Source organism: Paraburkholderia sp. OAS925, assembly GCF_040543975.1.
GTDB classification, from domain to species: Bacteria; Pseudomonadota; Gammaproteobacteria; order Burkholderiales; family Burkholderiaceae; genus Paraburkholderia; species Paraburkholderia graminis.
Genome location: NZ_JBEUNO010000001.1, coordinates 4,077,453 through 4,094,598, shown reverse-complemented (window position 1 = coordinate 4,094,598; position 17,146 = coordinate 4,077,453). Strand labels below are relative to the sequence as shown.

Sequence of the window (17,146 nt, the reverse complement as noted above, 5' to 3'; positions counted from 1 at the left end):
AGGTCCGGCGGCAGCGTGCGTCGGACAAAGCGGGGCATGCGCAGCCGGTCAGGCGTTCATTCGACATTGACGATGATGAACCGACCGGCGCGATTTTCCCATCGACGCAAGCACGGAGTTCCGGCGCGCAGTTGTACTTTGCAAGTACACGCGGGCCGAATCAGGCGATGCAGCGAAACGAGACGATGGAAAAACGCGTGAGCGCAGCGAAGTAAAAAACGGTTGCCGAAGACGAGCTTCAGCGTACCTCAGGCGAGGTTAGCGCGACCAGCGACGCCAGGGCCAGGCTCCCCGGTCGATGCTAATCAGACTCCGTTTTTTATTCAGAAACATGAGGATGAAGGACTTTTCAAGTCGTGGAATGGTGCGCTGCGATCGCCTTGGCGGCGTCCAGCAGCGAGGCAACTATACCATCGGATTTTATTGTTTGTATAGCTTGGCCGTGGTTGTAGCCGTAGGGCACCGTGAGCGTCGACATGCCCGCCGCGCGGCCCGCCAGCGCGTCGTTTTCCGAATCGCCGATGGCCACCGTGGCGCGCGGTTCGACGCCCAGTTGCGCGGCGGCCGTGAGCATGGGCAGCGGGTCCGGCTTCTTTTTTGGCAGACTGTCGCCGCCGAGCACGACGCTGAAATATTGCGCGAGCCTGTATTGTTCCAGCAGTTCGACCGCGAAGCGATGCGGCTTGTTGGTGACGCACGCGAGCTTGAGGCCCGCGTCGCGCAGGGCCGCGAGGCCGGCTTCGACGTCGGGATAAAGACGCGTGTGCAAGCCGTTGATTTTTGCGTACTCCGCCTGATAGATGGCGAGCGCTTCGTCGAAACGGTCTTGCGCGTGCTCCGCTTCGAAGCGCGGCGCGAGCACGCTGCGGATCAGATGCTCAGAGCCCTTGCCGACATAGCCGACCACTTCCTCGCGCGAGGTTTCCTCCGCGTCGAGTTGCGCGAGCATGCCGTTCAGGCCGGCGGTGAAGTCGTCGGCGGTGTCGATCATCGTGCCGTCGAGGTCGATGATCGCGGCTTGCAGGCGGGAGCCGGTGAAGGTCGGGGCGGGGAAGGTGGACGTCATCGGGCGCGGTTTCAGTGCTGAATGTTGGCGAGCGCGGCGCGCATCTTGTCGATCACGACCTTGTGGTCCGGCTGGCCGAAGATCGCCGAGCCCGCGACGAATGTATCGGCGCCGGCGGCGGCGATTTCCGCGATGTTGTCGACCTTCACGCCGCCGTCCACTTCGAGATGAATGTCGCGGCCGGTGCGCTCCTTGTACGCGTCGATCCGTTTGCGCGCCTCGCGCAGCTTGTTCAGCGCTTCGGGAATGAACGACTGGCCGCCGAAGCCCGGATTCACCGACATGATCAGCACGAGGTCGAGCTTGTCCATCACGTGATCGAGATAATTCAGCGAGGTGGCCGGGTTGAACACCAGGCCGGCCTTGCAGCCGTGATCGCGGATCAGCGACAGCGTGCGGTCGATGTGGTCCGAGCCTTCCGGGTGAAAGCTGATCAGATTCGCGCCCGCCTTCGCGAAGTCCGGCACGATGCGGTCGACCGGACGCACCATCAGATGCACGTCGATGGGCACGCCGACATGCGGACGAATGGCTTCGCACACGAGCGGACCGATGGTCAGGTTCGGCACGTAGTGGTTGTCCATGACGTCGAAATGGATCCAGTCGGCGCCGGCGGCGACGACATTGCGGACTTCTTCGCCGAGGCGGGCGAAGTCGGCGGAGAGAATGCTGGGAGCGATGCGGAATTGCGTCATGGCGGCGGGCGGATGCAAGCGGGAAAGCGCCATTTTACCGTTTTGTGCGCGTGGCAAGCGGCTGGGCGGCGGCGTGGCGTTGCGCCGGTGCTCCGGTGCTCCGGTGCGCGTCGTGGTCCCTGGAACAGGCAGTCGTCGCGCTTTTTCGGCGTCCAGTCGCGAAACGGGTGCGGCGCCTGCGCCTCTTCGCGCCCTAAGCGTGCTTGTCCAGAAGATATGTCCGGTTGCGGGCGCCTCGCGCATGACGCAGAATGCCAAACCATGGCGCTGCGTCGCCAATGGGCCGTGAAGCCGTTGGCGCTCGGGCCTTCCAGCGATCTTGTCGCCCCCGTTTCAGCAGATTGGAATCAGGATGAGCCAGTATGAATTCAGCGTGTCGGCGCAGGTGCAGTTCCTGCCCGAAGAATCGGACCCGGAGCGCCGCCAGTACGCGTTCGCTTATACGCTGACCATCCGCAACACCGGTCAGGTGCCCGCGCAATTGATCGCGCGGCATTGGGTGATCACAGACAGCGAAAAGACCGTGCAGGAAGTGAAGGGTCTCGGCGTGGTGGGACACCAGCCGCTGCTCAAACCCGGCGAGCAGTTCGAATATACGAGTTGGGCGGTTATCGCCACACCGGTCGGCACGATGCGGGGCGAGTACTTCTGCGTGGCCGAGGACGGCGAGCGTTTCGACGCGCCCGTGCCGGAGTTCATTCTGCGCATGCCGCGTACGTTGCATTGAACCGTGGGCGTCTGGCGCGGTCTTTAACGGTTCGATATAGCAGGTGCGATAAGCGGTTCGATAACGATCGATGCGCGCGGTGCAATGCGTGAATCGGCGCCGCGTCAGTGCGGTTTTTGTGGCGTCTTCGTTTCCCGGCTGTCGGCGCGCGCTGCTTTCTTTTTACCGGACGACGTCCACACGACGATGAACACGAGCAGGAACAGCGCGAGAAGCGATTCCAGCGCGAAGACAAGCATTGGGTATTCGTCGAATAGATCAGACATGGCGGTTTCCATCAAGAACGAACATTGTATGCGTTTTGTCGGCGCGGCCGGAGCCTGGCTCGGCGCGCTTTCGATGGCGGCCATACTCGCCGCCTGCGGTGGCGGCGGCTCGGTGCGGCCAGTCGCTTCGCCACCCACGGGGGCCGCGATCATCCCCGGCCAGATCGCCGCGACGCGGCTTACGGCGGTAGCGTGGCAGCAGGTTCCGGGCTGGCAGGACGATTCGCTGATCGGCGCGACGGCCGCGTTGCGGCAAAATTGTCTGAGGCTCGCGCGTCAGGCGAACTGGGCACGCGCCTGTGCGGCAGCGGCGCAGCTTGACGATCTCGACGTGACCGGCGCCCGGGCTTTTTTTGAAGCCTATTTCACGCCCTTCCAGCTCGCGAACAACGACGGCACGCTCGACGGTCTCGTCACCGGCTACTACGAGCCGTTATTGCGCGGCTCGCGCACGCGGCATGGTGTTTATCAGACGGCGCTGTATCGTTGGCCGTCGAGTTATCGCCCTGGCGTCGCGTTGCCGCCGCGCGCGCAACTCGAACGGACGGGCGTGCTGAACGGCAACGAGCTTGTCTGGGTCGACGACCCCATCGAAGCATTTTTCCTGCAAGTGCAAGGCTCCGGCCGGATCGTGATGGAAGACGGCAGCGTGATGCGCGTCGGCTTCGGCGGCACGAACAACCAGCCGTACAAATCCATTGGGCGGTGGCTGCTGGATCGCGGCGAGCTCACGCCTGCGCAAGCCACCATGCAAGGCATCAAGGCCTGGGCGCGCGCGAACCCGAATCGTGTGGATGCGCTGCTCGATACCAATCCGCGCTTCGTGTTTTTCCGCGAAATGCCGTCGGTGGAAAGCATGGCGAAGGGCACCGCCGATGGTCCGATCGGCGCGCTCGGCGTGCCGTTGACGCCGGAGCGCTCGATCGCCGTCGATCCCACCTCGATTCCGCTCGGCACGCCGGTGTTTTTGCAGACCACGAGGCCGCTGACGAATTCGCCGATGAACCGTCTGGTGTTTGCGCAGGACACCGGCTCGGCGATCAAGGGCGGTGTGCGCGCCGACTACTTCTGGGGTCTCGGCGATGACGCGGGCGATCTTGCTGGCAAGATGAAGCAGGGCGGTCGGATGTGGGTGCTGTTGCCGAATTCTTGAGGGTGGTCGCGGGCGCGTCTGGGGCTTCTGGCGGCCGTGAGTGTCGCTGCGGGGCATTGGGTGTGGCTTGTGGCCGGTTTACCGCAGACGCACGCACAAGCGCTGGTGCTGAAACCGTTGCCGGCGTTTGTGGGGCTGTTCGTCTTGGGCGGCGCGGTATTAGTGGCATGAGAGCCACTGGAGCCACTAAGGCCACCAGCGGCGTTAGCGCCAAATTTTCGCGCGCCCATTTGCAGGGCGCCTGCAACTTCTTCCGGCCTTACAACCCCGACTTGCGCTTGTCGACTACGCGCCTCGCCTTCCCCACCGAACGTTCGATTCCATTCACCGCCAGCACATTCACCACCGCGCTGACGCCGATCAGCGCCTTGATGTCATAGGCCAGCGCCTGCTTCGCGAGATTGAGCGCGGCAGTGTCGGGCGCGGTTTCGGGACACGGTTCGACGTTTAGCGTCAACACGTCGAGCGGACCTTCCCTGGTCAGCACGATCTGATAGTGAGGCGCGAGAGTGTGCTGCTTGAGCAGCAGTTCCTCGATCTGCGTCGGGAACACGTTAACGCCGCGCACGATCATCATGTCGTCCGAGCGGCCGGTGATTTTTTCCATGCGGCGCATCGTGCGGGCGCTGCCTGGCAGCAGGCGCGTGAGGTCGCGCGTGCGGTAACGAATGATCGGCAACGCTTCCTTGGTGAGCGACGTGAAGACCAGTTCGCCGAGTTCTCCGTCCGGAAGAACTTCGCCCGTTTCCGGGTCGATGATCTCGGGGTAGAAATGGTCTTCCCAGATCGTCGGACCGTCTTTCGTTTCAACGCATTCCGACGCCACGCCTGGTCCCATCACTTCCGACAGACCGTAAATGTCGACCGCGTCGATGCCCATGCGCTTTTCGATCGCCTGACGCATGTCGTTGGTCCACGGCTCCGCGCCGAAGATGCCGATGCGCAGCGAGCAACCGGCAGGGTCGATGCCCTGGCGCTCCAACTCGTCGGCGATCGACAGCATGTAGCTCGGCGTCACCATGATGATGTCGGGCCGGAAGTCCTGGATCAATTGCACCTGCTTTTCTGTCTGGCCGCCGCCGAACGGAATAACGGTGAGGCCCGCACGCTCCGCGCCGTAGTGCGCGCCGAGACCGCCAGTGAAGAGGCCGTAACCATAGCTCACATGCACCTTGTCGCCAGGCTTGGCGCCGGCCGCGCGGATCGAGCGCGCGACGAGATTCGCCCACGTGTCGATATCGCGAGCGGTGTAGCCGACCACAGTCGGCTTGCCTGTCGTACCCGACGAAGCGTGAATCCGCGAGATTCGTTCCTGCGGCACGGCGAACATCCCGAACGGGTAGTTGTCGCGCAAGTCCTTCTTGGTCGTGAACGGGAAGCGTGCAAGGTCCGCAAGCGTCGTCAGGTCGTTCGGATGAATGCCCGCTTCGTCGAACTTGCGACGATAGACCGGCGAGTTTTCGTAAGCGTGGTTCAGCGACCACTTGAGCCGTTCAAGCTGGAGCGCCGCAAGTTCGTCGCGGCTGGCGGTCTCGATAGGATCGAGCGGAAGGGCGGGGCTCATCGAATGTCTCCTTACTGCCTCAATGCTGGGTCTGTTATAGATTGCGCTCGCGCGTAAAACTTCGAACGACGGCGCTGAAACTGCGGACGGCCGCCATTGCGGTGAATTGCTGGCCGGTCTCACCGCTCACGACTGTCTCGGACTGGCGACTCTCGTGTGGAGCGCTTGCCGTGTGCCTTTTGTTTTGGCTGGTCTTTTCGCTCTGCGCTGCGGATGCTGTAGCGCTTCGCGTTACTCCGGTCCCGTGTGCGATGGTGTCTGCGGAATCACGCTGCCCTTGATTTGCGCCGATTTGCCGCGAAACATTGCCACCGTATCGCCGGCGCGATTGGTCACGCGAATATCGTAGATGCCGGTGCGGCCGTTCAATGTCTGTTCGACCGCTTCTGCGGTGAGCACATCGCCGCCATGCACGGGACGCAGGAACTCGATCGAGCAGCCGGATGCCACGGTATTCACGTTGCGCGAGTTGCACGCAAATGCAAAGCTCGAATCAGCGAGCGTGAATATCAGGCCGCCATGACAAATCTGATGGCCGTTCAGAAAGTCTTCGCGCACAGCCATTCGCAGACGCGCATACCCGGCGCGCACTTCCACGATCTCGAGGCCGAGCGCGCGGCTGCACGCATCGTTTTCATACATCGCGGCGGCGGTTGCGCGGGCCAGTTCGTCGGGCGTCATTTCCGCGGGGTAGAGAGGTTGCGTCGACATATCAGCGGCCCTCGAAGCGCGGCGCGCGCTTTTCGACGAAGGCGCGAACGCCTTCCGCATAGTCGTGTGACGCACCCAGCTCGCGTTGCAGGTCGCGTTCAAGGTCGAGTTGCTGATCGAGCGTTTGTGTGGCGCCGGCACGCATGGCGCGCTTGATCCCGGCGATCGCGCGCGTGGGTTGCTGCGCGAGTTGTGCCGCCAGGGTGGCCGCGGCTGCCGCGAGTTCCTGATCGTCGACCGCTTGCCAGATGAGGCCCCAGCTTTCGGCTTTCTCCGCGCTGAGTTTGTCGCCGGTGATGGCGAGTCCCAACGCGCGGGCCATGCCGACGCACTGCGGCAAGAACCACGTGCCGCCCGAATCCGGCACGAGGCCAATCTTCACGAAAGCCTGGATAAAGCTGGCCGAACGCGCCGCGAGAACGATGTCGCACGCGAGCGCGAGATTCGCGCCGGCGCCCGCAGCCGTGCCGTTGACAGCCGCAATCACCGGCAGCGGCAATGCTTGCAGGCGGCGAATCAGCGGATTGAAATGCGCGTCGATCAGGTCGCCGAGATCTGTCATCGCGCCGGGCGTGAAATCCAGATCGGCGAGGTCCTGTCCTGCACAGAAGCCGCGGCCCGAGCCGGTCAGAATGAGCGCGCGCGCGCCGGATTTTTCTACTTCGCCGAGCGCCGCCGCCAGTTCCTCATGCATCGCGCGCGTGAAGCTGTTCAGCTTGTCGGGACGGTTCAGCGTGATGGTGGCTACGCGGCTCGATGTGTCGATATCGAGGCGGATCGCTTCATACGACATTGGGTGTCTCCTCAAAGTCTCGTTCGCGGAACTGCAGTGCCTATTTCACAGCCTTTCGATGACGAGTGCGATGCCTTGGCCCACGCCGATGCACATCGTGCAAAGCGCAAAGCGCCCGTTGCAGCGTTCCAGTTGGTACAGCGCAGTCGTGATAAGGCGCGCACCGGATGCGCCGAGCGGATGTCCGAGTGCGATCGCTCCGCCGTTGGGATTGACGCGCGGATCGTCGTCGCGCAGGCCGAGCGTGCGCAAAACCGCGAGTCCTTGCGACGCGAACGCCTCGTTCAGCTCGATCACGTCGAACTGCTCGAGCTTCATGCCGAGTTGCCTGAGCAGCTTTTGCGTGGCCGGCGCGGGACCGATACCCATGATGCGCGGCTCGACGCCCGCCGTCGCCATGCCCACCACGCGCGCGCGGCGACGCAGACCGTACTGGTCGGCCGCCTGCTGGTTCGCGAGCAGTAGGGCGCAGGCGCCGTCGTTCACACCCGATGCATTGCCGGCAGTCACACTGCCGTCCGGACGAACGACACCCTTGAGCCTCGCCAGGCTTTCGAGCGACGTCTCGCGCGGATGTTCGTCAAGCGTCACGCGAATCGGATCGCCTTTTTTCTGCGCGATTTCCACACCGACAATTTCCTGCGCCAGCGTGCCGTCCTGCTGCGCGCGCGCGGCCTTCTGCTGGCTCGCCAACGCGAACGCGTCCTGATCGGCGCGGCTGATTCCGAACTCGACGGCCACGTTTTCCGCAGTTTCCGGCATTGAATCGACGCCGTACTGTCGCTTCATTAGCGGATTGACGAAGCGCCAGCCAATCGTCGTGTCATAGATATCCGCTTGCCGAGCAAACGCGCTCGCCGCCTTGCCCATCACGAACGGCGCGCGAGTCATGCTTTCGACGCCGCCAGCGATCATCAGGCGGGCTTCGCCTGCCTTGATGGCGCGCGCTGCTGTTCCGACGGCGTCCATGCCCGAGCCGCACAGACGGTTGATCGTGGAACCGGGGACGTCGGTAGGCAACCCCGCGAGCAATGCCGACATGCGCGCTACGTTGCGATTGTCTTCGCCGGCCTGGTTCGCGCAGCCGTAGATCACGTCGTCCACGGCGCGCCAGTCCACGCCGGCATTGCGCTCGATCAGTGCCTTGATCGGCACGGCGCCGAGGTCGTCGGCCCGCACGTCTTTCAGGGCGCCGCCGTAACGGCCGATGGGGGTGCGAATCGCGTCGCAGATAAAGGCGTCGTTCATATCCGTTCCTGTGAGGCGGACCGGCGTTCAATGCCGATCCGATGTCATGTTAGTTGGCGCGCACGGCGTGGTCCATTCGGCCAAAAGGCATAGGACGATCGACGTGCTTTCGTCTTATGACTTTCAGCCAGCTACCGCTGGGGCCGCTTTCGGTTCAACATGAACGCGGCTTTGGACTACGCGGAAGCGATTGGCGACGAAGGCCGCGTCGGTGAGCGCCGCGTTGGCCGCGGGGTTGGCGCCCGTGCCGTGGAAGTCGGAGAACGCTGCCGACTGATTCACGAACACACCGCCCGTCAGGTTGATCGACAAAGCGACGCCGCCGCGGAGCGACGCCTCGTGCGCGTCGTCGAGCACGGCGTCGTCGGTGCTGTAGACGGACAGCGTTAGTGCGCCGTGCTCGGCGGCGATGGCGCCAGCAAGTTCAAGAGACTGCGCAGTCGAGTCGGTAGCGATCACGAAGGAGATCGGACCGAACCATTCCCTCGTGAACTGCGCGCGGTCGGTTGCGGCGTCGAGTTGGACGACCAGCGGCGTGCGCACGCGGGCAACCGGAAAGGCCGGATGCTCGAGCGCCTGGCTTTCGACCAGAACACGGCCGAGTTTCGTCGCTTCGTCGATGCGTTGGGTGACGCCTTCGTTTTGAATGGCGCCGAGGAGTTCGACTGCGCGAGCGGGGTCCGCGACGAGTTTTTGCACGGCGCCGGCGATTGCCTGCGCGACTTCGTCAAACGTGAGCGCACCTTCTGCAGTACGGATGCCGCCGCGCGGCACGTAGATGTTTTGTGGCGCTGTGCACATCTGCCCGGAGTAGAGCGCGAGCGAGAACGCGATGTTGCGGGCGGCGGCTTTGATGTCGTCCACCGAGTCGATCACGATCTGGTTCACGCCGGCTTTTTCGGTATAGACCTGCGCCTGGTGCGCGTTGCGCTCGAGCCAGGTGCCGTTTTGCGTGCTGCCTGTGAAGTCGATCAGCTTGATCTCGGGGCGCACGGCGAGGCTTTGGACAATCGCGCCGTCGTTCGGCTCAGTGGCGAGCAGCGTGACGACGTTCGGGTCGAAGCCGGCCTCGCGTAGAACGTCGCGCGCAATTCGCACGGTTATGGCGAGCGGCAGGATAGCGCCCGGATGCGGCTTGACGATCACGGCGTTGCCCGTCGCGAGGTCGGCGAAAAGGCCCGGATAGCCGTTCCATGTCGGAAACGTGCAGCAGCCGAGTACCAGGCCGGTGCCGCGGGGCACGATGGTGTAGCGCTTGTGCATGGCGAGCGGCGGGTTCTTGCCTTGCGGCTTTTCCCAGTGAGCGTCGGCGGGAATGCGGCGCAACTGGTCCCACGCATACACGACGGCTTCCAGTGCCCGGTCTTGCGCGTGCGGCCCGCCTGCCTGGAAGGCCATCATGAAGGCCTGGCCGGTCGTGTGCATTACGCTGTAACCGATCTCGAAGCTCGCGCGATTAAGCCGTGCCAGGATTTCGAGCGATACGCCAACCCAGGCCTCGCGACCCGCGGCGCGCCAGCCCTGTTGTGCGATCGCGGCGGCGGCGATCAGTGCGTCGGGATCGGATTTGGGATAACGGATAGCGAGCGGGAAGCCAAATGGCGATACTTCCGCGCCAACGGTTTCTCCAGTAGAGGGCTGGTCGAGTTCGAAGGCGGCGTCCAGATGCGCTTTGAAGGCGGCTTCGCCGTCCGCATTGGCGGTTTCCCCGTACACTTTCGGACTGGGCATTTCGACGAACGGGCTCCAGTAACCGCGCGTCTCGGCCGCGGCGAGCGCCTTTTGCAGCGTGTCTTCGTGCTTGGTGAATAACGGATGTGTCATGGCAGAGGCTTGGCTGTACGTTGGGGGAAGCCCGTCTAATAATTGACCGACCGGTTGGTTGGTGAATGTTAGCATTATTAAGATGGGCGCGCGAAGCGTTTTTCGCGCTCGGTCAATCACAAGGAGGCGGCATGGTTTACGAGAACATTCTGGTTGAAACGCGGGGACGGGTCGGACTCGTTACGTTGAATCGTCCGAAGGCGCTGAATGCGCTGAACGATGCCTTGATGGACGAGCTAGGCGCGGCGCTGCGCGAGTTCGACGCCGACGACGGCATCGGCGCAATCGTGGTGACGGGTAGCGAAAAAGCGTTCGCGGCCGGTGCCGACATCGGCATGATGGCGACCTATTCCTATATGGACGTCTACAAGGGCGACTACATCACGCGTAACTGGGAGACGGTGCGTTCCATTCGCAAGCCGATCATCGCGGCGGTGGCGGGCTTCGCGCTCGGCGGCGGCTGCGAACTGGCCATGATGTGCGACATGATCTTCGCCGCGGACACGGCGAAGTTCGGCCAACCGGAAATCAAGCTCGGCATCATGCCGGGCGCTGGCGGCACACAGCGCCTCCCGCGCGCTGTGTCGAAGGCCAAAGCGATGGACTTGTGCCTGACCGCGCGTTTCATGGATGCGGCGGAAGCGGAGCGGGCCGGGTTGGTGTCGCGTGTGATTCCGGCGGGCTCGCTGATAGAGGAGGCGATTGCCGCGGCAGCGACGATAGCGGAGTTCCCGCTGCCGGCAGTCATGATGGTGAAGGAGTCCGTCAACCGGGCGTACGAAACGACGCTCGCCGAGGGCGTGCATTTCGAGCGCCGTCTCTTTCATTCGCTGTTCGCAACGGAGGATCAGAAAGAGGGCATGGCGGCGTTCGTGGAAAAGCGCAAACCGGTTTTCAAGCACCGTTAATAGGCTCGTCAAAATAACGCTTGCAAGGCGCCAGCCGGCTCGCTAGAATCTCGCTCTTTCGTGCTCCGGACGCCGGGGCACGGGAAGCGGGAGAGCCAATGGCGGCAAGGCTTCCAGCGGTGGCGGCAGGTTCAGGCAGTAGCAAAAACCTGTTGACGGCGCGACGGAAGTTCTTCATAATCTCGCTTCTCTGCTGCTGATGCAGCGACGCAGAACGAAGCAGTGCCGGGTGGTTGAAGTGGGCGCTGTGAAGTGTGCGAACCGATCTTTAAAAACTAACAGCCGATAAGTGTGGGCGCTTGATGCGCGACGCGCGCCGGGTTGCGGGGTTTAACTCCGGAATCTGGCGAGAAGCGAAAGTATCAAGTCTCACACAGTAATGAAAGGAAGGTTTGGTCATCGAAAGATGGTTAGACACTTCGTCAGTACGTTGAGTGAGCGACCGGGTTCGAAAGAGCCCGAAAACAGTAACAGGTTTGAACTGAAGAGTTTGATCCTGGCTCAGATTGAACGCTGGCGGCATGCCTTACACATGCAAGTCGAACGGCAGCACGGGAGCAATCCTGGTGGCGAGTGGCGAACGGGTGAGTAATACATCGGAACGTGTCCTGTAGTGGGGGATAGCCCGGCGAAAGCCGGATTAATACCGCATACGCTCTGCGGAGGAAAGCGGGGGATCCTTCGGGACCTCGCGCTACAGGGGCGGCCGATGGCAGATTAGCTAGTTGGTGGGGTAAAGGCCTACCAAGGCGACGATCTGTAGCTGGTCTGAGAGGACGACCAGCCACACTGGGACTGAGACACGGCCCAGACTCCTACGGGAGGCAGCAGTGGGGAATTTTGGACAATGGGCGCAAGCCTGATCCAGCAATGCCGCGTGTGTGAAGAAGGCCTTCGGGTTGTAAAGCACTTTTGTCCGGAAAGAAAACCGCCTGGCTAATATCCGGGCGGGATGACGGTACCGGAAGAATAAGCACCGGCTAACTACGTGCCAGCAGCCGCGGTAATACGTAGGGTGCAAGCGTTAATCGGAATTACTGGGCGTAAAGCGTGCGCAGGCGGTTCGCTAAGACAGATGTGAAATCCCCGGGCTTAACCTGGGAACTGCATTTGTGACTGGCGGGCTAGAGTATGGCAGAGGGGGGTAGAATTCCACGTGTAGCAGTGAAATGCGTAGAGATGTGGAGGAATACCGATGGCGAAGGCAGCCCCCTGGGCCAATACTGACGCTCATGCACGAAAGCGTGGGGAGCAAACAGGATTAGATACCCTGGTAGTCCACGCCCTAAACGATGTCAACTGGTTGTCGGGCCTTCATTGGCTTGGTAACGTAGCTAACGCGTGAAGTTGACCGCCTGGGGAGTACGGTCGCAAGATTAAAACTCAAAGGAATTGACGGGGACCCGCACAAGCGGTGGATGATGTGGATTAATTCGATGCAACGCGAAAAACCTTACCTACCCTTGACATGTACGGAAGTCCGCTGAGAGGTGGATGTGCCCGAAAGGGAGCCGTAACACAGGTGCTGCATGGCTGTCGTCAGCTCGTGTCGTGAGATGTTGGGTTAAGTCCCGCAACGAGCGCAACCCTTGTCCCTAGTTGCTACGCAAGAGCACTCCAGGGAGACTGCCGGTGACAAACCGGAGGAAGGTGGGGATGACGTCAAGTCCTCATGGCCCTTATGGGTAGGGCTTCACACGTCATACAATGGTCGGAACAGAGGGTCGCCAAGCCGCGAGGTGGAGCCAATCCCAGAAAACCGATCGTAGTCCGGATCGCACTCTGCAACTCGAGTGCGTGAAGCTGGAATCGCTAGTAATCGCGGATCAGCATGCCGCGGTGAATACGTTCCCGGGTCTTGTACACACCGCCCGTCACACCATGGGAGTGGGTTTTACCAGAAGTGGCTAGTCTAACCGCAAGGAGGACGGTCACCACGGTAGGATTCATGACTGGGGTGAAGTCGTAACAAGGTAGCCGTATCGGAAGGTGCGGCTGGATCACCTCCTTTCCAGAGCTGAACGTGTCAAACGTTGAGCGCTCACGCTTATCGGCTGTAGTGAAGAAACGCAGACAGACTCAGGGGTCTGTAGCTCAGTCGGTTAGAGCACCGTCTTGATAAGGCGGGGGTCGATGGTTCGAATCCATCCAGACCCACCATGTCATGTCTGGTGAGCTGATGGACTGAAACCTCTGGTGCTGCTGTGCAGTGACTTGGGGGATTAGCTCAGCTGGGAGAGCACCTGCTTTGCAAGCAGGGGGTCGTCGGTTCGATCCCGTCATCCTCCACCAATCCTCAATGCGTAGCGTTCTGTGAAACAGGCAGAGCGTTGTGCATTGGCGATTGAGCCAGTCAGCAAGTGGTATGAAGCAGAGCTTTGTATCGGCTGTCGTTCTTTAACAATCAGGAAGAAGTAGTAAAGAGATTCACGAAAGCATGCTTAGAGATGGGTGTGCGAGTAGGTGAATCAGGGTTGTGATTGTATCGATGTATTTTAAAGGTAATCGAAAGATTGCTCTTGGAATACGGCGCAACACGAATACTCAACCTGTAGCGAGTGATCGGATCGCTGGTCCCCTTCGGGGATCGGGCCAGAGTAAGTGCTAAAGCACTAACACTGGCCGAGAAGACACACCCGTTATAGGGTCAAGCGAACAAGTGCATGTGGTGGATGCCTTGGCGATCACAGGCGATGAAGGACGCGGTAGCCTGCGAAAAGCTACGGGGAGCTGGCAAACGAGCTTTGATCCGTAGATGTCCGAATGGGGAAACCCACCTCTTTTGAGGTATCCGTGGCTGAATACATAGGCCATGCGAAGCGAACGCGGTGAACTGAAACATCTAAGTAACCGCAGGAAAAGAAATCAACCGAGATTCCCAGAGTAGTGGCGAGCGAAATGGGACCAGCCTGTACTCTTTATCTTCATTGTTAGTCGAAGGCTCTGGAAAGTGCCGCCATAGCAGGTGATAGCCCTGTAGACGAAAACAGCGAGGAAGAACTAGGTGTACGACAAGTAGGGCGGGACACGTGAAATCCTGTCTGAAGATGGGGGGACCATCCTCCAAGGCTAAATACTCGTGATCGACCGATAGTGAACCAGTACCGTGAGGGAAAGGCGAAAAGAACCCCGGGAGGGGAGTGAAACAGATCCTGAAACCGCATGCATACAAACAGTCGGAGCCTTCGCAAGAGGGTGACGGCGTACCTTTTGTATAATGGGTCAGCGACTTACATTCAGTGGCAAGCTTAACCGATTAGGGCAGGCGTAGCGAAAGCGAGTCCGAACAGGGCGTTCAGTCGCTGGGTGTAGACCCGAAACCAGGTGATCTATCCATGGCCAGGATGAAGGTGCGGTAACACGTACTGGAGGTCCGAACCCACTAACGTTGAAAAGTTAGGGGATGAGCTGTGGATAGGGGTGAAAGGCTAAACAAACCTGGAAATAGCTGGTTCTCTCCGAAAACTATTTAGGTAGTGCCTCGTGTATCACCTTCGGGGGTAGAGCACTGTCATGGTTGTGGGGTCCATTGCGGATTACTACGCCATAGCAAACTCCGAATACCGAAGAGTGCAATCACGGGAGACAGACATCGGGTGCTAACGTCCGGTGTCAAGAGGGAAACAACCCAGACCGCCAGCTAAGGTCCCCAAATATGGCTAAGTGGGAAACGAAGTGGGAAGGCTAAAACAGTCAGGAGGTTGGCTTAGAAGCAGCCATCCTTTAAAGAAAGCGTAATAGCTCACTGATCGAGTCGTCCTGCGCGGAAGATGTAACGGGGCTAAGCCATATACCGAAGCTGCGGATGCACATTTATGTGCATGGTAGGAGAGCGTTCCGTAAGCCTGCGAAGGTGCACTGGAAAGTGTGCTGGAGGTATCGGAAGTGCGAATGCTGACATGAGTAGCGATAAAGGGGGTGAAAGGCCCCCTCGCCGTAAGCCCAAGGTTTCCTACGCAACGTTCATCGGCGTAGGGTGAGTCGGCCCCTAAGGCGAGGCAGAAATGCGTAGCTGATGGGAAGCAGGTTAATATTCCTGCACCAGTGTTGAATGCGATGGGGGGACGGATCGCGGAAGGTTGTCCGGGTGTTGGAAGTCCCGGTCCTTGCATTGGAGAAGGCGCTTTGGCAAATCCGGGCGCGGAATTCAAGGGTGCGAGGCCAGTCGTTTAGGCGACGAAGCAATCGGAAGTGGTTCCAGGAAAAGCCTCTAAGCTTCAGTTCAACAGTGACCGTACCGCAAACCGACACAGGTGGGCGAGATGAGTATTCTAAGGCGCTTGAGAGAACTCGGGAGAAGGAACTCGGCAAATTGGTACCGTAACTTCGGGATAAGGTACGCCCCTGTAGCCTGACTGGCCTGCGCCAGAAGGGTGAAGGGGTTGCAATAAACTGGTGGCTGCGACTGTTTAATAAAAACACAGCACTCTGCAAACACGAAAGTGGACGTATAGGGTGTGACGCCTGCCCGGTGCCGGAAGATTAAATGATGGGGTGCAAGCTCCTGATTGAAGTCCCGGTAAACGGCGGCCGTAACTATAACGGTCCTAAGGTAGCGAAATTCCTTGTCGGGTAAGTTCCGACCTGCACGAATGGCGTAACGATGGCCACACTGTCTCCTCCCGAGACTCAGCGAAGTTGAAGTGTTTGTGATGATGCAATCTCCCCGCGGCTAGACGGAAAGACCCCATGAACCTTTACTGTAGCTTTGCATTGGACTTTGAACCGGTCTGTGTAGGATAGGTGGGAGGCTGTGAAGCGTGAACGCCAGTTTGCGTGGAGCCATCCTTGAAATACCACCCTGATCTGTTTGAGGTTCTAACCCTGGTCCGTGAATCCGGATCGGGGACAGTGCATGGTAGGCAGTTTGACTGGGGCGGTCTCCTCCCAAAGTGTAACGGAGGAGTACGAAGGTACGCTAGGTACGGTCGGAAATCGTGCTGATAGTGCAATGGCATAAGCGTGCTTAACTGCGAGACCGACAAGTCGAGCAGGTGCGAAAGCAGGTCATAGTGATCCGGTGGTTCTGTATGGAAGGGCCATCGCTCAACGGATAAAAGGTACTCTGGGGATAACAGGCTGATACCGCCCAAGAGTTCATATCGACGGCGGTGTTTGGCACCTCGATGTCGGCTCATCTCATCCTGGGGCTGTAGCCGGTCCCAAGGGTATGGCTGTTCGCCATTTAAAGAGGTACGTGAGCTGGGTTTAAAACGTCGTGAGACAGTTTGGTCCCTATCTGCCGTGGGCGCTGGATATTTGAAGGGGGCTGCTCCTAGTACGAGAGGACCGGAGTGGACGAACCTCTGGTGTACCGGTTGTCACGCCAGTGGCATCGCCGGGTAGCTATGTTCGGAAGAGATAACCGCTGAAAGCATCTAAGCGGGAAACTCGCCTTAAGATGAGATATCCCCGGGGCTTCGAGCCCCTTGAAGGGTCGTTCAAGACCAGGACGTTGATAGGTCAGGTGTGTAAGCGCAGTAATGCGTTCAGCTAACTGATACTAATTGCCCGTAAGGCTTGATCCTATAACAGGTGTGTCTCGACCAGCGTTAGCGCTTTAGCGCTTACACTGGTCCGATCCCCGAAGGGGATGCGCTGGAACTCCCCGCCAGGGAGAACAGGACGCACGGTTGAGTGATCGATGTTGTGCCTCGAACAACACAGCCCAAACAGCTTTACCCTGGTGAGCATCACCAGAAACTACTTCTTCCGGATTGGTTGTGTTGGCCCAAAACCCAGCACGACAACAAGTCATGCCTGATGACCATAGCGAGTCGGTCCCACCCCTTCCCATCCCGAACAGGACCGTGAAACGACTCCACGCCGATGATAGTGCGGATTACCCGTGTGAAAGTAGGTAATCGTCAGGCTCCCCAGCAGTGTCAGAAACCCCACCCCGCAAAGGTGGGGTTTCTGCGTTTACGGCGCTGGAAAATACGGCGCCGTCACGGCCCGCCCATGCGCAGAGCGCCGGCATAGCCGGTCAGTTCCAGATACGCACGCCCGAGCTCAGTACCATCGCGGCTCACCCGCGCCGCGCCTTCCCAGTACACCGCGCCGGTCGACTGCCGCGAGTCGAGTTCCTGATCGTCCATCAGCGGATCGGGCTGCCAGGTCAGCAGGCCAGGTAAGTCATCCCCGCGTTCCTGAACCGACGGACACACAACACATCGTCCCGTCCCCGACTT

11 protein-coding genes, 2 tRNA genes, 3 rRNA genes and 1 pseudogene are annotated in these 17,146 nt (G+C 60.3%); 8 read left to right on the top strand and 9 right to left on the bottom strand.

Going from position 1 to position 17,146, the window contains the following annotated elements:
- Positions 1-349: 349 nt before the first annotated feature.
- Positions 350-1,066: a phosphoglycolate phosphatase gene (locus ABIE53_RS17980; RefSeq protein WP_006052783.1), complete on the bottom strand. Its 717-nt coding sequence runs from the start codon at positions 1,064-1,066 to the stop codon at positions 350-352.
- Positions 1,067-1,077: 11 nt separating this feature from the next.
- Positions 1,078-1,761, bottom strand: coding sequence for a ribulose-phosphate 3-epimerase (rpe, locus tag ABIE53_RS17975; protein ID WP_029971312.1), 684 nt, complete (start codon positions 1,759-1,761; stop codon positions 1,078-1,080).
- A gap of 352 nt (positions 1,762-2,113) precedes the next feature.
- On the opposite strand from rpe, the gene apaG reads away from it, so the two are divergent.
- Positions 2,114-2,488 carry a Co2+/Mg2+ efflux facilitator ApaG/CorD gene (gene apaG, locus ABIE53_RS17970; protein WP_006052785.1) on the top strand — a complete coding sequence of 125 codons (375 nt, stop codon included), beginning with the start codon at positions 2,114-2,116 and terminating at the stop codon, positions 2,486-2,488.
- A 104-nt stretch (positions 2,489-2,592) separates the two neighbouring features.
- Here the strand turns inward: apaG and ABIE53_RS17965 are convergent, their stop codons facing one another.
- Positions 2,593-2,838, bottom strand: coding sequence for a hypothetical protein (locus tag ABIE53_RS17965; protein ID WP_165919889.1), 246 nt, complete (start codon positions 2,836-2,838; stop codon positions 2,593-2,595).
- On the opposite strand from ABIE53_RS17965, the gene mltA reads away from it, so the two are divergent.
- Entirely contained in the window at positions 2,783-3,907 is a 1,125-nt protein-coding gene (mltA, locus tag ABIE53_RS17960; RefSeq protein ID WP_006052787.1) for a murein transglycosylase A, read from the top strand. The genes ABIE53_RS17965 and mltA overlap by 56 nt on opposite strands.
- Positions 3,908-4,166: 259 nt before the next feature.
- On the opposite strand, the gene paaK is transcribed toward mltA, so the two are convergent.
- From paaK to paaN, 5 genes are all read right to left on the bottom strand, one after another.
- The gene (paaK, locus tag ABIE53_RS17955; protein WP_006052788.1) at positions 4,167-5,471 is read right to left on the bottom strand and encodes a phenylacetate--CoA ligase PaaK; all 1,305 of its coding nucleotides are present in this window, start codon (positions 5,469-5,471) and stop codon (positions 4,167-4,169) included.
- Positions 5,472-5,702: 231 nt separating this feature from the next.
- On the bottom strand, positions 5,703-6,182 hold the full coding sequence (paaI, locus tag ABIE53_RS17950; protein WP_006052789.1) for a hydroxyphenylacetyl-CoA thioesterase PaaI: 480 nt from the start codon (positions 6,180-6,182) through the stop codon (positions 5,703-5,705).
- Between the two features lies 1 nt (position 6,183).
- A complete protein-coding gene (gene paaG / locus ABIE53_RS17945; protein WP_006052790.1) occupies positions 6,184-6,975 on the bottom strand; it encodes a 2-(1,2-epoxy-1,2-dihydrophenyl)acetyl-CoA isomerase PaaG in 792 nt (263 codons plus the stop codon).
- 45 nt (positions 6,976-7,020) lie between these two features.
- Positions 7,021-8,223 carry a 3-oxoadipyl-CoA thiolase gene (gene pcaF, locus ABIE53_RS17940; protein ID WP_006052791.1) on the bottom strand — a complete coding sequence of 401 codons (1,203 nt, stop codon included), beginning with the start codon at positions 8,221-8,223 and terminating at the stop codon, positions 7,021-7,023.
- A gap of 123 nt (positions 8,224-8,346) precedes the next feature.
- Positions 8,347-10,047 carry a phenylacetic acid degradation protein PaaN gene (paaN, locus tag ABIE53_RS17935; RefSeq protein ID WP_006052792.1) on the bottom strand — a complete coding sequence of 567 codons (1,701 nt, stop codon included), beginning with the start codon at positions 10,045-10,047 and terminating at the stop codon, positions 8,347-8,349.
- Positions 10,048-10,178: 131 nt separating this feature from the next.
- On the opposite strand from paaN, the gene ABIE53_RS17930 reads away from it, so the two are divergent.
- The 6 genes from ABIE53_RS17930 (at position 10,179) to rrf (ending at position 16,828) form a co-directional block, all read left to right on the top strand.
- Positions 10,179-10,955 (top strand): enoyl-CoA hydratase, encoded by a 777-nt coding sequence (locus tag ABIE53_RS17930; protein ID WP_006052793.1) that lies wholly within the window; start codon positions 10,179-10,181, stop codon positions 10,953-10,955.
- A 478-nt stretch (positions 10,956-11,433) separates the two neighbouring features.
- Positions 11,434-12,966 (top strand): 16S ribosomal RNA (locus ABIE53_RS17925).
- Between the two features lie 72 nt (positions 12,967-13,038).
- Positions 13,039-13,115 (top strand) — tRNA-Ile (locus ABIE53_RS17920).
- Positions 13,116-13,171: 56 nt separating this feature from the next.
- A tRNA-Ala gene (locus ABIE53_RS17915) sits at positions 13,172-13,247 on the top strand.
- Between the two features lie 353 nt (positions 13,248-13,600).
- Positions 13,601-16,483: ribosomal RNA gene (locus ABIE53_RS17910) — 23S ribosomal RNA — on the top strand.
- Positions 16,484-16,714: 231 nt separating this feature from the next.
- Positions 16,715-16,828 (top strand): 5S ribosomal RNA (rrf, locus tag ABIE53_RS17905).
- Together the 16S, 23S and 5S rRNA genes with 2 tRNA genes alongside form the textbook arrangement of a ribosomal RNA operon.
- 75 nt (positions 16,829-16,903) lie before the next feature.
- On the opposite strand, the pseudogene ABIE53_RS17900 reads toward rrf, so the two are convergent.
- A pseudogene (locus ABIE53_RS17900) lies at positions 16,904-17,083 on the bottom strand (lipocalin family protein); the annotation flags it as partial.
- Positions 17,084-17,146: the final 63 nt, after the last annotated feature.